General features: G+C 71.0%; 13 protein-coding genes. 6 read left to right on the plus strand and 7 right to left on the minus strand.

Annotated features, from left to right (window positions below; translation table 11 throughout):
- Positions 1-111: 111 nt before the first annotated feature.
- Entirely contained in the window at positions 112-1,335 is a 1,224-nt protein-coding gene (locus MT346_RS14700; protein ID WP_243563844.1) for a S9 family peptidase, read from the minus strand.
- Between the two features lie 23 nt (positions 1,336-1,358).
- Between MT346_RS14700 and MT346_RS14705 the strand changes: the two genes are divergently transcribed.
- The 5 genes from MT346_RS14705 (at position 1,359) to MT346_RS14725 (ending at position 7,205) form a co-directional block, all read left to right on the plus strand.
- Positions 1,359-1,943: a DUF3000 domain-containing protein gene (locus tag MT346_RS14705; RefSeq protein ID WP_243563845.1), complete on the plus strand. Its 585-nt coding sequence runs from the start codon at positions 1,359-1,361 to the stop codon at positions 1,941-1,943.
- Positions 1,936-3,324: an HRDC domain-containing protein gene (locus MT346_RS14710; RefSeq protein WP_374202532.1), complete on the plus strand. Its 1,389-nt coding sequence runs from the start codon at positions 1,936-1,938 to the stop codon at positions 3,322-3,324. The genes MT346_RS14705 and MT346_RS14710 overlap by 8 nt, the downstream gene beginning before the upstream one ends.
- Positions 3,325-3,457: 133 nt before the next feature.
- Positions 3,458-4,669 (plus strand): thiolase family protein, encoded by a 1,212-nt coding sequence (locus tag MT346_RS14715; RefSeq protein WP_243563846.1) that lies wholly within the window; start codon positions 3,458-3,460, stop codon positions 4,667-4,669.
- Positions 4,670-4,671: 2 nt separating this feature from the next.
- Entirely contained in the window at positions 4,672-6,810 is a 2,139-nt protein-coding gene (locus MT346_RS14720) for a 3-hydroxyacyl-CoA dehydrogenase NAD-binding domain-containing protein (protein ID WP_243563847.1), read from the plus strand.
- A 116-nt stretch (positions 6,811-6,926) separates the two neighbouring features.
- On the plus strand, positions 6,927-7,205 hold the full coding sequence (locus MT346_RS14725) for a hypothetical protein (protein WP_243563848.1): 279 nt from the start codon (positions 6,927-6,929) through the stop codon (positions 7,203-7,205).
- 166 nt (positions 7,206-7,371) lie between these two features.
- On the opposite strand, the gene dxs is transcribed toward MT346_RS14725, so the two are convergent.
- From dxs to dut, 5 genes are all read right to left on the minus strand, one after another.
- Positions 7,372-9,309: a 1-deoxy-D-xylulose-5-phosphate synthase gene (dxs, locus tag MT346_RS14730; protein WP_243563849.1), complete on the minus strand. Its 1,938-nt coding sequence runs from the start codon at positions 9,307-9,309 to the stop codon at positions 7,372-7,374.
- 108 nt (positions 9,310-9,417) lie between these two features.
- Positions 9,418-12,255 carry an aconitate hydratase AcnA gene (gene acnA, locus MT346_RS14735; protein WP_243563850.1) on the minus strand — a complete coding sequence of 946 codons (2,838 nt, stop codon included), beginning with the start codon at positions 12,253-12,255 and terminating at the stop codon, positions 9,418-9,420.
- A gap of 128 nt (positions 12,256-12,383) precedes the next feature.
- Positions 12,384-13,166 carry a DUF3159 domain-containing protein gene (locus tag MT346_RS14740; RefSeq protein ID WP_243563851.1) on the minus strand — a complete coding sequence of 261 codons (783 nt, stop codon included), beginning with the start codon at positions 13,164-13,166 and terminating at the stop codon, positions 12,384-12,386.
- Positions 13,167-13,273: 107 nt separating this feature from the next.
- On the minus strand, positions 13,274-13,996 hold the full coding sequence (locus MT346_RS14745; RefSeq protein WP_243563852.1) for a DUF3710 domain-containing protein: 723 nt from the start codon (positions 13,994-13,996) through the stop codon (positions 13,274-13,276).
- Complete coding sequence (gene dut, locus MT346_RS14750) at positions 13,993-14,457, minus strand: dUTP diphosphatase (RefSeq protein ID WP_243563853.1); 465 nt, start codon at positions 14,455-14,457, stop codon at positions 13,993-13,995. The genes MT346_RS14745 and dut overlap by 4 nt, the downstream gene beginning before the upstream one ends.
- 65 nt (positions 14,458-14,522) lie before the next feature.
- Here dut and MT346_RS14755 point away from each other — a divergent pair, with 65 nt between their 5' ends.
- Positions 14,523-14,954, plus strand: a complete 432-nt coding sequence (locus MT346_RS14755) for a DUF3093 domain-containing protein (RefSeq protein WP_243563854.1) — start codon at positions 14,523-14,525, stop codon at positions 14,952-14,954.
- A 116-nt stretch (positions 14,955-15,070) separates the two neighbouring features.
- On the opposite strand, the gene MT346_RS14760 is transcribed toward MT346_RS14755, so the two are convergent.
- Positions 15,071-15,370 (minus strand): DUF4193 domain-containing protein, encoded by a 300-nt coding sequence (locus MT346_RS14760; RefSeq protein WP_031263038.1) that lies wholly within the window; start codon positions 15,368-15,370, stop codon positions 15,071-15,073.
- Positions 15,371-15,421 lie beyond the last annotated feature (51 nt).

Below are 15,421 nucleotides of genomic sequence, written 5' to 3' on the forward strand. Positions count from 1 at the left end.
CCGGGTGCAGCGCCAGGTGCGCGCGCAGGTGGCGGTGCAGTAGACAGCACCACCGACGGACCGGAGGCCCGGTGCCAGCTGGCACCGGGCCTCCTGTCCGATCCGGCGAGACTACCGGGCCGCGCGCTGGTCGCGCGGCTGCACCACCTCGGTCAGCCACGCCAGGATGCGGGCGTCGAACCAGTCGGCGTCGTGGTTCCAGAGCTTGGTGTGCCGCGCGACGTGGGCGACCTCGAGCCGCACCAGGTCCGGGCGGGCTTCAGCCAGCGCGTGCGAGGCCGACGAGGGCACGAAGCCGTCGTCGTCGCTGTGCAGCAGCAGGATCGGCACGGTGAGTTCGTCGGCGCGGGCGACCATGTCGAGCTCGCGCAGGTCGACGGGCTGCTGCAGACCGGCCAACCGGTGCAGCACCGGCGTCCGCAGCACCCGCTGGGCCACCTTGCGCACGACCCGGGGCAGCCGGAGCGCCCGGCTCTGCGACTTCAGGACCGCGTGCCAGTCGACCACGGCCGACTCGAGCACGACACCGTCGACCAGCTGCGCCAACGGTGACCGGACCAGGGTCTGCAGGACGACCGCGCCACCCATCGACCAGCCCATCAGGACCACGCTGGTGGCGCCCTGTCCCTCGACCCAGCGGAGCGCCGCGTCGACGTCCTCCCACTCGGTGGAGCCCAGCCCGTACCGGCCGTCCACGCTCTTGGGCGCGACACCGTCGTTCCGCCACGAGGCGAGCAGCACCGAGTACCCCGCTGCCCGGAACACCGGCAGCGCGCGGATCGTCTCGGCACGGGTGACACCGCGGCCGTGCACCAGGACGGCCCACGGGGCGGCGGGGTCGTCGGCACGCACGACCCAGGCCGGAGCCGGGCCGTTCGGGGTCGGGACGTCGATGTCCTCGACGGGGACGTCGAGCTCGCCGGGGGTCAGGTAGAACCAGCCGCCCCACCGACCACGACGGGCCGTGGTCGGGTCACCGGCGTCGACGGCGATGATGCGCCGGGTGACGGTGGCGGTCGTGGTCTCGAGGACGTCGCCGACGCGCATGTGCCCGGTCCCGCCGCCGAACCACAGGCTGTAGCGGCCCTGCAGCTCGGTGTCGGGCGTGCGCTCGAGCACGACGGTCGCGCGCTGCAGGTCCACGGCCAGGATCGGGACCCGCTCGGTGCGCTTGCGGTCCGGGGTGACGACCATCCGGGCGATCGCGGCGACGAAGCCACCGACCACGGCGGTGCCGACGACGGCTGCGGCCAGACCGGCGCCCAGGGCGACCAGGCCGGCGGAGCGTGCGGTCTCCTGCACCACGTCCTCGGCGGGTCGCACGGAACGGGACATGGTCCGGAGCCTAGTCTGCATCCGTGTCCGAAACCCCTGAGCCCGAGGCCTTCGCGCAGCTCCGCGCGTACGTCGCCGCGGGCGGGACCCGTGCCGAGACGACCATCACCGAGATCCCGTCGCCCTCGCGCCTGGCGCCGTTCTCGATCGCCCTGGCCGCGGACGTGTCCGGCGTCGAGCACGGCGTCGACTCCGACCTGGGGACCGGCCGGTTCATCGCGTTGTACGACCCGTCCGAGCCCGAGGGCTGGGCAGGGGCGTTCCGCATCGTGACGTTCGCCCAGGCGCCCCTGGAGCCCGAGATCGGTGTCGACGAGTTCGTCGCCGACGTCACGTGGAGCTGGCTCGTCGACGCCCTGGCAGCGCAGGGTGCCGAGTACGACCGGGCGTCGGGCACCGCCACCAAGATCATCTCCCGCGGCTACGGCGAGCTCGCGGCGCAGGGCGACGGCGCACAGCTGGAGCTCCGGGCGTCGTGGACGCCGCGCGGCACCGACCTCGTCGCGCACGTCGAGGCGTGGGAGGAGATCGTCACCATGCTCGCAGGACTGCCACCGTCGTCGGACGGCGTGACGCTGCTCGGCCCCAGGAGGCTCGCCCGTGACTGACCCGAACAACCCCTTCCTGGCGCCGAGTGCGCCGCCGGCGGCTGCACCCGTCGCCGCTGCTGCGGCGGCGCCCGTCGCTGCTGCTGCTGCGCCGTCGGCTGGTGCTGTGCCCTCGTTCGAGGCCGGGCACGACGCCGTCAAGGTGATCGAGGACCGGTCGGACTACCTGGCGGCCGTCGCGGCCATCGCAGCGGGCCACGGGCCGGTCGCGGTCGACGCCGAGCGGGCCAGCGGCTACCGCTACTCGCAGCGGGCGTACCTGATCCAGGTGTTCCGACGCGGAGCCGGGGCCTTCCTGTTCGACCCGATCGCGATCGGCTCGTTCCAGGAACTGCAGGACGCCATCGTCGACCAGGAGTGGCTGTTCCACGCTGCCTCGCAGGACCTGCCCTGCCTGCTCGAGGTCGGGCTGGTCCCGACCCGCATCTTCGACACCGAACTCGGGGCACGCATCGCCGGCTTCCCGCGCGTCGGACTCGGCGCCGTCGTCGAGCAGCTGCTCGGCATCACGCTCGCCAAGGCCCACTCCGCTGCCGACTGGTCGACGCGCCCGCTCCCCCAGTCGTGGCTGGTGTACGCCGCGCTCGACGTCGAGCTGCTGCCCGACCTGCGCGACGCCCTGGCTGCCGTGCTCGACGACGCCGGCAAGTCCGACATCGCCGCGCAGGAGTTCGACGCCGTGCTGCACCGCGCGCCGAAGCCGCCGCGGGCGGAACCGTGGCGGCGCCTGTCCGGCATGCACGCGCTGCGCGGCACCCGGGCGCTCGCGATCGCCCGGTCGCTCTGGAGGGCGCGCGACGCGTTCGCGCAGGAGTCGGACACCGCGCCCGGCCGGATCATCCCGGATGCCGCGATCGTGGCCGCCGCCGCAGCGGCTCCCGAGACCCGCAAGGACCTGGCCGCGCTCAAGGCCTTCACGGGTCGCGCGAGCCGCTCCGAGATCGACCGCTGGTGGGCCGCCGTGGACGAGGGGCGCACGACCGACGACCTGCCGAAGCTCCGCGGCAAGGGCGAGCCCACGCTGCCCCCACCTCGCGCGTGGGCCGACCGGAACCCCGCTGCCGACCGTCGGTACAAGGGTGCTCGCGCAGCCGTCACTGCCGTCGCCGAACAGCTGGACGTCCCGCTCGAGAACCTGCTGACCCCGGACACGCTCCGCACGATCGCCTGGGAGCCGCCCGCGGCCGTCGACACGGCATCGGTGGGCGCTGCGCTCGCGGCCCTCGATGCCCGCCCCTGGCAGGTCGAGGCCACCGCCGGCGTGATCGCCGACGCGTTCACCGCGGCTGCCCGAGGGGTGTCCGCCAGCACGGAGGACGACCGTTCCCCGGTTGTGGCAGAAGGACAGGACGACGCCGCTGCGGGTCCCGCGGCGTCGTAGGAACCGACCAACCGAGGTGCATGCCCTCAGCCCGGGGGCATAGCGTCGGGACCGTCGTCGGGGTACGCCCCGACCAGGGTCGGAGCGCACCTGTCGCCCCGACTCGATCGATGTGGATCTGTGGAGGCCAGCTTTGCCAAAGGCATCAGACGTCGTCTTCGTCGACGGCGTGCGGACACCGTTCGGACGCGCCGGGGAGAAGGGGGTGTTCTGGCGGACCCGCGCCGACGACCTCGCCGTGCACGCCATGCGTGGACTGCTCGACCGGAACGCGTCCCTCGACCCCGCGGCCGTCGACGACGTCGCGGTCGCTGCCACGACGCAGCAGGGTGACCAGGGCCTGACGCTCGGACGCACCGTCGGCATGCTCGCCGGGCTGCCGAAGACCGTGCCCGGCTACGCCATCGACCGGATGTGCGCCGGCGCCATGACGAGCGTGACGACCCTCGCGGGGGCCATCGCCTTCGGGGCGGCCGACATCGCGATCGCCGGTGGTGTCGAGCACATGGGCCGGCACCCGATGGGCTTCAACTCGGACCCGAACCCCCGCTTCATCGCCGAGCGCATGGTCAACGCCGACGCGCTCGTGATGGGCAAGACCGCCGAGCGCCTGCACGACCGGTTCCCGGCGATCACGAAGGACCGCACCGATGCGTTCGCCGTGCAGTCGCAGCAGCGCTACGCCGCCGCGTGGGCAGCGGGCAAGCTGCAGCCGGACCTGGTCCCGATCGAGGTGAACACCGGGCAGGGCTGGGACATCGTGACGACGGACGAGCCGCCGCGCCCGGGCACCACGCTCGAGGCACTGGCCGCGCTCAAGACCCCGTTCCGTCCGCACGGTCGTGTCACCGCCGGCAACGCCGCAGGACTCAACGACGGTGCGACCATGAGTCTCATCGCCTCGGACGCCGGTGCCAAGCAGTTCGGCCTGACCCCGAAGATGCGGATGGTGTCCTTCGCCTTCGCCGGCGTCGACCCCGAGGTGATGGGCATCGGTCCGGTGCCCGCGACGGACAAGGCACTGGCCAAGGCCGGGCTGTCCATCGACGACATCGGGCTGTTCGAGATCAACGAGGCGTTCGCCGTGCAGGTGCTCGCGTTCCTCGACAACTACGGCATCCCGGCCGAATCCACGAACGTCAACGCCTGGGGCGGCGCGATCGCCGTCGGGCACCCGCTCGCGTCGAGTGGCGTCCGTCTGATGAACCAGCTCGCCGCGCAGTTCGCCGAGCGTCCCGACGTGCAGTACGGCATCACGACCATGTGCATCGGTCTGGGCCAAGGCGGCACCGTCATCTGGGAGAACCCGGGCTACAGCAAGTCAGCGGCACGGAAGGCGGCCTGATCATGACCCTCGTCGACAACGACCAGCTGCTCGCGCTCTCCGAGGACGAGGTGGTCACGCACTCGTACCTCAAGCACGTCCCGCTCCCCTCGGGCGGCACGCTCGGGCTCATCACGCTCGACAACGACAAGGACTACAAGCGTCCGTCGACGCTCGGCCCGCGCACGCTCATCGAGCTGTCGGGTGTGCTCGACACGCTGAAGACCGAGGCGGCGAACGGCACCGTGCAGGCCGTCGCGATCACCGGCAAGGAGTACTGCTTCGCGGCCGGAGCCGACCTGTCCCAGGCGGCGTCGGTGCCTTCGCGTGCGGTCGCCCACGACCTGGCGGCACTCGGACACGCGACCCTGCGCAAGCTCAGCGACCTCGGTGTGCCCTCGTTCGCCTTCATCAACGGCATCGCGCTCGGCGGCGGACTCGAGGTCGGGCTGCACTGCACCTACCGCGTGTTCTCGTCGGCTGCGCAGGGCATCGGCCTGCCCGAGGTCTTCCTCGGCATCATCCCCGGCTGGGGTGGCGCGACCCTGCTGCCGCGCCTGATCGGTCCCGAGAAGGCGCTCCGCGTCATCGTCGAGAACCCGCTGAAGAACAACCGCCTGATGGACGGGGCTGCAGCGGTCGACCTCGGCATCGGCGACGTGCTCATCCCCTCGGTCACGTTCCTGCCGTCCGCGGTGGCGTGGGCCGACGGCGTGGTCGCCGGCCGCACCAAGGTCGTCCGCAAGAACGAACCCGGCATGCTCGAGAAGGCCGCCTGGGGCACGGTCGTCAAGGTCGCCCGCTCGCAGGTCGCGTCGAAGATCGGCACCGTGCCGAAGTCGCCGTTCCGGGCCCTCGACCTGGTCGCCGCGGCGAAGAGCGGCAGCCTCGACGAGCGCTTCGCCGGCGAGGACGACGCGCTCGCAGACCTGCTCTCCGGCGACCAGTTCGCGGCCTCGATGTACGCGTTCGACCTCGTGCAGAAGCGCGCCAAGCGTCCGGTGGGCGCTCCGGCCGACGTGGAGCCGAAGAAGATCACCAAGGTCGGCGTGCTCGGCGCCGGACTGATGGCGTCGCAGTTCGCGCTGCTGTTCGCCCGTCGTCTGGGCGTGCCGGTGGTCATCACGGACGTCGACCAGACCCGTGTCGACGCCGGCGTGGCCCGCATCCAGGGCGAGGTCGCGAAGCTGCTCGACAAGGGCCGCGTGTCCCCGGACGACGCCAACCGCATCACCGCACTCGTCAGCGGCTCGGTGTCCTACGACGCCTTCGCCGATGCCGACTGGGTGATCGAGGCCGTGTTCGAGGAGATGGGCGTCAAGCAGGAGGTCCTGCGGAAGATCGAACAGGTCATCGCGCCGGACGCCATCCTCGCCACGAACACCTCGTCGTTGTCCGTCGCCGAGATGGCCTCGGTGCTGCAGCAGCCGGAGCGTCTCGTCGGGTTCCACTTCTTCAACCCGGTGGCGGTCATGCCCCTGGTCGAGGTCGTCCGTGCCTCCGACACCTCGGACCAGGCGGTCGCCACCGCACTCGCGGTCGCCAAGACCCTGAAGAAGACCGCGATCGTCACGGCCGACCAGCCCGGCTTCGTCGTCAACCGCGTGTTGGCGCGGGTGCTCGGCGAGGCGATGCGCGGGGTCGAGGAAGGCACCCCGTTCGACGTCGTCACCGCCGGTGCCCAGCCCCTCGGCCTGCCGATGTCACCGTTCGAGCTGCTCGAACTCGTCGGGCTGCCCGTCGGCGCGCACGTGCTCGACTCGCACCACGCGGCCTGGCCCGAGCGGTTCTACCCCGGCGACGGGCTGAAGCGCATCGCCGAGCACGGCACCATCCTGACCCGCGACAAGAAGGGCACGGTGACGGGCTACGACCCCGTGGCGGTCAAGCTCGTCGCCCCGGCCAAGAAGGACGCTGCCCCGGTCGACGCTGCCACCATGCAGCAGCGGTTCGAGGACGCCCTGGCCGACGAGGTGCACCGCATGTTGGAGGACGGCGTCGTGCAGCACGTCGAGGAGATCGACCTCGGGCTCATCCTGGGCGCGGGCTACCCGTTCCAGGCCGGCGGCATCAGCCCGTACCTCGACCGCTCCGGCGCTTCGGAGCGCGTGTTCGGCGGCACGTTCCACGACCCGCGGATCGTCGGCCCCGAGTCGCGCTAGCACCGCCAGCGGACCGTACCGCACGCCCGCACGACCATCGCGCCCCGTCCCCACGGGGCGCGATGTCCGTCCGGGGATGCGGTCCGCGTATGGTGTGGAGGCGTAGCGTCGACCGCGTGCAGGACTGGTGGGCACCGCGGGCACCGAGCGGACCGAGCGTCGTGCTCGCCGTCCCGCTCGTCGACCTCCCCGACGTCCTCCAGCATGCGGTGGACATCGTCCCGGGGGCAGCTGCGATGGAGATCCGCGACGACGGGGCGGTGATCGCTCGCCGCACCTCGTTCGCGGCACGTGCGGAGAACATCGTCATCCGCTTCGAGCCGGTCGATCCCACACACAGCCGGATCCGCATCGTCCGCGAGGGCCGCGAAGCACCGCTCGACCCGCTGCCCTGAGGCGTGGATCGCGTTCGCACAACGCAAAGCACTGCGCGCCACGTCGGTGTGTGGTGCGGGGTGCTTTCCGTTGTGCGAAAGGTCGCGGCGACCGACAACAGACGCCGGCGGACGGGAGGTCCGGCGCAGGTCCGGCGGGCGGGCCGCGGCCCGCAGCAGCGCGGCCCTACCGCTCGGCGGACTCCCGCGAACGGGACCGTGACGGCTTGGCCTGCGGCAGCTTCGTCCCCACGACCTGCTCGAACACGTCGCGCGCGATCGCCTCGGCCGTCAGCCCCACGTCGGCCAGGATCTGCGACCGGGTGGCGTGGTCGATGAACGCGTCCGGCAGACCGAGCTCGTTCACGCCCGTGTCGACCCCGGCGGCGCGCAGGTCCTGCCGCAGACGGGTACCGACGCCGCCGACGCGCACGCCGTCCTCGATGGTGATGACCAGCCGGTGGCTCCGCGACAGCTCGATGAGCGACTCCGGGATCGGCACCACCCAGCGCGGGTCGACGACGGTGACGCCGATGCCCTGCGCCTCGAGCAGCGCCGCCGTGTCGAGGGCGACGGGCACCATCGACCCGACCGCCACCAGCAGGACGTCCTCGTCCGACGCATCGGGCCGGTGCAGGACGTCGACGCCGTCGGACAGACGGGACAGTGCCGGGATGTCCGGCCCGACCTGGCCCTTGGACCACCGCAGGACGGAGGGTGCGTCGTCGATGGCCACGGCCTCGTGCAGTTCCTCGCGCAGGGTGGTCGCGTCGCGCGGGGCCGCGATGCGGATGCCGGGGACGACCTGCAGCAGTGCCAGGTCCCACATGCCGTGGTGCGAGGGGCCGTCGGGACCGGTGACACCGGCGCGGTCGAGCACGAAGGTCACACCCGCACGGTGCAGCGCGACGTCCATCAGGACCTGGTCGAACGCCCGGTTGAGGAACGTGGCGTACAACGCGACCACGGGGTGCAGCCCGCCGAACGCCAGGCCCGCGGCCGACGTCACCGCGTGCTGCTCGGCGATCCCGACGTCGATGACGCGGTCGGGGTGCCGCTGCTGGAACAGGTGCAGCCCGGTGGGCCGCAGCATGGCCGCGGTGATCGCCACGATGCGCGGGTCCGCGTCGCCGAGGTCGGCCAGGGTGGTCGCGAACACCGAGGTCCACGACGGCCCCGACGCGGTGTCGAGCGACTCGCCCGTCTCGGGGTCGATGTGCCCCACGGCGTGGAACTGGTCCGCCTGGTCGCGGAGCGCCGGTTCGAAGCCGTGGCCCTTCTCGGTGATCGCGTGCACGATGACCGGGGCGCCGTACTCCTTGGCCTGGCGCAGGGCACTCTCCATGGCCTGCTGGTCGTGGCCGTTGACCGGGCCGATGTACTTGATGTCGAGGTTCGAGTACAGCGCCTCGTTGTTGGTCAGCCGCGACAGGAAGCCGTGCAGGCCCCCGCGCACGCCCCGGTAGACCGCACGCCCGGGCGCACCGAAGCGGGCCGCGACGTCGCGGGACTTCTCGTACAGGGCGCGGTACTCACGCCGCGTGCGCACGGAGTTCAGGTAGCGGGCCATGCCGCCGATCGTCGGGGCGTAGGAGCGGCCGTTGTCGTTGACGACGATCACGAGCCGACGCCCGTTGTCGTCGGAGATGTTGTTGAGCGCTTCCCACGTCATGCCGCCGGTGAGCGCACCGTCACCGACGACCGCCACGACGGTGCGGTCGGACTGCCCGGTCTGCGCGAACGCCCGCGAGATGCCGTCCGCCCACGACAGCGACGACGACGCGTGCGAGGACTCGACGATGTCGTGCTCGGACTCGCGACGCTGTGGGTAGCCGGCGATGCCGCCACGTTCGCGCAGGTGCGAGAAGTCCTGACGGCCGGTGACGAGCTTGTGCACGTACGACTGGTGCCCGGTGTCGAACACGAACGGGTCGTGCGGCGAGTCGAACACGCGGTGCATCGCCAGGGTCAGCTCGACGACGCCGAGGTTCGGGCCGAGGTGTCCGCCGGTCTTGGCGACCTCGGCCACCAGGAAGCGCCGGATCTCGGCGGCGAGTTCGGTCATCTGCGCGTCACTGAGACGCTTCAGGTCGCGCGGGGACGTGATGCTGTCGAGCAGGGTCACGGGCGCTCCTTTCGTCGTGCTGTCGGCCCACTCTATGCGCGTCCCCCGACAGCAGACGGAAGGCCCGTGGCGGGTCCGCCACGGGCCTTCCGTTCGGTCCGGAATGCGTCAGACGAGCGATCGCAGCACGTACTGCAGGATGCCGCCGTTGCGGTAGTAGTCGGCTTCGCCGGGGGTGTCGATGCGGACCACGGCGTCGAACTCCACGGTCTGCTTGCCCTCGGGCGAGTGCGCGCTCGGCTCGGCGGTGACGTGCACGGTCGTGGGCGTGGTGCCCTCGTTCAGCGCGGTCAGGCCCGAGATCGAGACGACCTCGGTGCCGTCGAGCCCGAGGGACTCGATCGACTCGCCCGCGGGGAACTGCAGGGGCACGACGCCCATGCCGATCAGGTTCGAGCGGTGGATGCGCTCGAAGCTCTCGGTGATGACGGCCTTGACGCCGAGCAGGTTGGTGCCCTTCGCCGCCCAGTCGCGGGACGATCCGGAGCCGTACTCCTTGCCGCCGAAGACGACCAGCGGGATGCCCTGCTGCTGGTAGTGCTCCGAGGCGTCGTAGATGAACGCCTGGTCGCCGTCGGGGGTGGTGAAGTCACGGGTGTACCCGCCCTCGACCCCGTCGAGCAGCTCGTTGCGCAGCCGGATGTTGGCGAACGTGCCGCGGATCATGACCTCGTGGTTGCCGCGCCGCGAGCCGTAGGAGTTGAAGTCCTTGCGGTCCACGCCGTGCTCGGCGAGGTACTTGCCCGCCGGGCTGTCGGCCTTGATCGAGCCGGCCGGCGAGATGTGGTCGGTCGTGACCGAGTCGCCGAGCTTCGCCAGCACACGCGCGCCGGAGATGTCGGAGACCGCGTCGGGCGTCATCGTCATGCCGTCGAAGTACGGGGGCTTCCGGACGTAGGTCGACTCGGTGTCCCACTCGAAGGTGTCGCCCGTCGGGGTCGGCAGGTTCTTCCAGCGGTCGTCGCCCTCGAACACGGAGCCGTACTCGTGGGTGAACATCTCGGTGTCGATCGAGGTGTCGATGACCTGCTGGACCTCGGCCGCGTCGGGCCAGATGTCCGCCAGGTAGACGTCGTTGCCGTCCTGGTCGGTACCGAGCGCGTCCTTGTCGAAGTCGAAGTGCATCGATCCGGCGAGGGCGTACGCGATCACCAGCGGCGGGGACGCCAGGTAGTTCATCTTGACGTCGGGGTTGATGCGGCCCTCGAAGTTGCGGTTGCCCGACAGCACCGCGGTGACGGCGAGGTCGTTGTCCTGCACGGCCTGCGAGATCTCCTCGGGCAGCGGGCCCGAGTTGCCGATGCACGTGGTGCAGCCGTAGCCGACCGTGTAGAAGCCGAGCTGCTCGAGGTAGGTGGTGAGACCGGCCTTCTCGTAGTAGTCGGTGACGACCTTCGAACCGGGCGCCAGCGTGGTCTTGACCCACGGCTTGGCGGTCAGGCCCTTGTTGGCGGCGTTCCGCGCCAGGATGCCGGCGGCCATCATGACCGACGGGTTCGACGTGTTGGTGCACGAGGTGATCGCGGCGATCGCGACGGCCCCGTGGTCGATCGTGAACGGCGCACCGTCGGCGATGGCGACCGACGTCGGCTTGGAGGCCGTCGTCGGGGCGCTCGACGCGTGTGCGGGGACCTCGGAGGGCTGGGCGTAGTCGGTGTCCTCGACCGCGTGCTCGTCGCCGGGAGCAGCGGCGACCGGGTCGGACGCCGGGAACGTGTCCGCGACGGCCTTGTCCTGCTCGGAGTGGTCGGCGGTGGCGTAGTTGGCCAGGTCGACCTCGAACTGGTCCTTCGCCCTGGACAGCTCGATGCGGTCCTGCGGGCGCTTCGGGCCGGAGATCGAGGGCACGACCGTCGACAGGTCGAGCTCCATGTACTCGGAGTACGCCGGCTCGACCGAGGGGTCGTGCCACAGGCCCTGGGCCTTGGAGTAGGCCTCGACCAGGGCGATCTGCGCGTCGTCGCGACCGGTCAGGCGCAGGTAGTCGAGCGTGACGTCGTCGACCGGGAAGATGGCGGCCGTCGAACCGAACTCGGGGCTCATGTTGCCGATGGTGGCGCGGTTGGCCAGCGGCACGGCGCTGACGCCCTCGCCGTAGAACTCGACGAACTTGCCGACGACGCCGTGCGTGCGGAGTTCCTGCGTGATGGTGAGCACCACGTCGGTCGCGGTCACACCGGCGGGGATCTCGCCGGACAGCTTGAAGCCGACGACCTTGGGGATCAGCATCGACACGGGCTGGCCGAGCATCGCCGCCTCGGCTTCGATGCCGCCGACGCCCCAGCCGAGCACGCCCAGGCCGTTGACCATGGTGGTGTGCGAGTCGGTGCCGACCAGCGTGTCCGGGTAGGCGTAGGTCTCGCCGTCGAAGTCACGCGTGTAGGTGACCTTCGCCAGGTACTCGATGTTGACCTGGTGGACGATGCCGGTCCCGGGCGGGACGACCTTGAAGTCCTCGAACGCGGTCTGGCCCCAGCGCAGGAACTGGTAGCGCTCCCCGTTGCGCTCGTACTCCAGGTCGGTGTTGCGCTGCAGGGCGTCCTCGCGACCGAACAGGTCGGCGATGACGGAGTGGTCGATGACCATCTCGGCCGGCGACAGCGGGTTGATCTTGTTCGGGTCGCCGCCGATGTCGGCCATCGCCTCGCGCATGGTGGCCAGGTCGACGATGCACGGCACGCCGGTGAAGTCCTGCATCACGACGCGGGCCGGCGAGAACTGGATCTCGGTGTCCGGGTCGGCCTCGGGTCGCCACGAGCCGAGCGAGCGGATCTGGTCCGCGGTGACGTTCTTGCCGTCCTCGGTGCGCAGGAGGTTCTCGAGCAGCACCTTGAGGCTGTACGGGAGCTTCTCGTGTCCGGGGACGGAGTCGATCCGGTGGATCGCGTAGTCGACACCCCCGACCGACAACGTGTCCTTCGAGCCGAAGCTGTTGACTGCAGCCACTGTGCCGCCTCCTGAGTTGATCGGTGAGCCCCCATCCAAGCGGGCCGCCGAGCGTCCCACCAGCAAGGCAAACCTAATCCCGCGAGCGGTGGACCGCCCGGAGAAACTGTCTTGATGTCGAGAGAACTCTACACCGCGGCAGCGTCGTCGGCGGTGTCCTCGCGGTGGAAGACCGTGCGCACCAGCAGCCACGTGACCCAGAGCAGCGCGGCGTAGAGCGGCACACCCGTGATGAGCTTGATGCCCGCCAGCAGTTCGACCTGGGCGGTCAGGTACAGCGGGATCTCGATGACCAGCCGCAGCGCGAACAGTCCGACCCACATCCACGTCGCGACGGTCAGCACGCGACGCTTCGCACGGTCCGCACGCCAGTCCTGGGCGGTGCCGTCCGCGTCCGGTGGCAGCAGGAAGCCGACGATGACGCCGATCAACGGCCGCCGGATCGCGAGCGTGACGAGCAGCACGACCAGGCACGCCACGTTGATCAGGATGCCGGGGATGAAGTTGCTCTCGGCCTTGCCCGTGATGAGCGCCAGCCCGGCGGAGATCGCCACGCCGAGGATGCCGGCGAGGGACATCGCGAGCGACTGACGCTGCGCCAGACGGACCACCACGAAGACGGCCCCGACGGCGACCGGGATCAGCACGCTCGGCACGAGTTCCTTCGTGATCGCGTACACGACCAGGAACGCGAACCCGGGCAGCACCGACTCGGCGATGCCGCGTGCGCCGCCGATCGCGGTCATCAGCGCCCGCCCGGTGGGGGCCTCGCCGGGAGCCACCTGCCCGATGCCGGCGTTGCGGGCCGCGTCGCGCAGCTGCGCGTTCAGCGACACGGGCGCCTCGCGCTCGTCGGCGAGCGGGTCGGGGGTGACCCCGTCCGGGTCAGCAGGGTCGGGACGGTCCGGCACCGGGCCTCCAGGATCGGGTCGACGACAGGTCGAGTCGCCGACAGGTCGAGTCGACGACAGGTCGAGTCGCCGACAGGCAGCGTCGCCGACGAGTGGCGTCGAGCGGGTCAGATGGCCGACTGGGTCGACTTCGGCATGTGCAGGGGGATCAGGTCGCGCGGCGGCATCGGCGTGCCACCGCGGACCACCACGACGCTGCGGAACAGGTCCTCGATCTCGTCGGCGTCGTCGGGCTGCTCGGCGGCCTTGCCGGCGATGACACCGCGCAGGAACCAGCGCGGACCGTCGACACCGATGAACCGCGCGGGACGTTCACCGGCCACACCGCCGTCGCCGTCGACCACCACGGGGACCGACGCGCGGAGCTCGGGGCCGAACGGACCGTCGACCTCGGTCACGGAGCCGCCCTGGCGCTCGATCTGCTCGGCGATCTGCGCGCGGATCTCGTGCCACAGCCCTGTGGAGCGTGGTGCGGCGAAGGGCTGGACCTGCAGCGTCGACTCGTCGTAGTCGAGCCCGACCGCGACGACGCGCTGCGAGCCCTCTTCGACCTCGAGACGCAGGTGCAGGCCCTCGCGCGGCAGGATCTTGACGCCACCCAGGTCGACGTACGGCCGGACCGGGTTGGCCTCGGTCTCGTCGAGCGGGCCGTTGTCCTCGCGGTCGTCAGGTGCGGACTTGCCGGTGGGCGTGACCGCGACCACCTCGTCGAGGTCCGCGTCGGCCTGGTCAGCGAGGTCGACCTCCGCCGAGGTCTCCCCCAGTTCGACGTCGGCAGTGGCCTGTCCGGCCACCTCGACCTCGTCGCGCTTGCGTCGCCCGATCCTCATGCTTGCGTTCCTTCCTGCTCGCTGGTGACACCGTAGCCCGACGACCCGAACCCGCCCTGGCCACGCACGCTGTCCGGCAGCGCGTCCACGCGGGTGAACACGGCCTGCGCCACCGGCATGACGATCATCTGCGCGATGCGGTCACCGACCCGCACCGTGTACGGGGTCGTGGCGTCGGTGTTGAGCAGCGCGACCTTGACCTCGCCGCGGTAGCCCGAGTCGACGGTGCCGGGGGCGTTCACGATCGTGATGCCGTGCTTGGCGGCCAGGCCGCTGCGCGGGACGACGAACGCCGCGTGCCCCTCGGGCAACGCGATCGACACGCCCGTCCCGACGAGTCGGCGCTCACCCGGAGCGAGTTCGAAGGACTCGGTCGACACAAGGTCGGCACCGGCGTCCCCGGGGTGGGCGTAGCCGGGAGGGTTCTCCCCGGTCCAGAGCACGTCGACTGGTTCGGTCACGTGTCGAGGGTAGTGCAGGGCGTGACCGTACCGTGACCTGGCACGAGTCGTGGTCGAATGGTGTCGTGACCCTGTACCGCGAACGCCTCTGGGCGCCGCCGAGCCTGTACCTGGCGACGGCGCTCGTCATCCCCGCGAGCCTGCTCGTGTTCCTGCCGATCAGCATCGTGACGGGGATCATCGTCGCCGTCCTGATGGAGGTCGCCGTCCTCGTCCTGCTCTGGGTGCTCGCACCGGTCGTCGAGGTCACGGACACCGAGTTCCGGGCGGGTCGGGCGCACCTGCCGCGGGGGCTCGTCGGCCGGGCCGCGGCGTTCACCGGTGCCGAGGCGACCACGCAGCGCGGGCCGAAGCTCGACGCCCGGGCGTGGACGCTGTTCCGCGGGTACGTGCGGAACGTCGTGCGCGTCGAGGTGCGCGACGACGCCGACCCCACGCCGTACTGGCTGGTGAGTGTGCGCGACCCCGACAAGGTCGTGCAGGCACTGCAGTCCTGAGGGACTGGAGGCGCGGGGCGGGCCCGACCCGCGCCTCCAGTCCGACAGTCCGGCAGTCCGACAGCCGAACGGCCCGCCTCCCACGCGGGGAGACGGGCCGTTCGGGTGATGCGTGCCTAGAGCGCTGCGCACTCCGCGCAGACCGGGCCGAGCTTCGACTCGTGGTCGAGCTGTGAGCGGTGCTTCACCAGGAAGCACTCGACACAGGTGAACTCGTCGACCTGCGGAGGGAGCACGACGACGTCGAGGTCGACGTCGCTGAGGTCCTGTCCGGCGAGCTCGAAGCTGCCGGGGTTGTCGGAGTCGTCGTCGACGACCCCCGACATCTTGTCGGGCACGCGCTCCTTGAGGGCCTCGATCGACTCAGAATCAGAGTTGTCGTCGGTCTTCCGGGGGGCGTCGTAATCGGTGGCCATGCCCATCCATTTCTCGTATCGAGAGGTCGTCGCCGGAGATCGGCGGCGACA

Source organism: Curtobacterium sp. VKM Ac-2922 (assembly GCF_022815645.1).
Lineage (GTDB): Bacteria > Actinomycetota > Actinomycetes > Actinomycetales > Microbacteriaceae > Curtobacterium.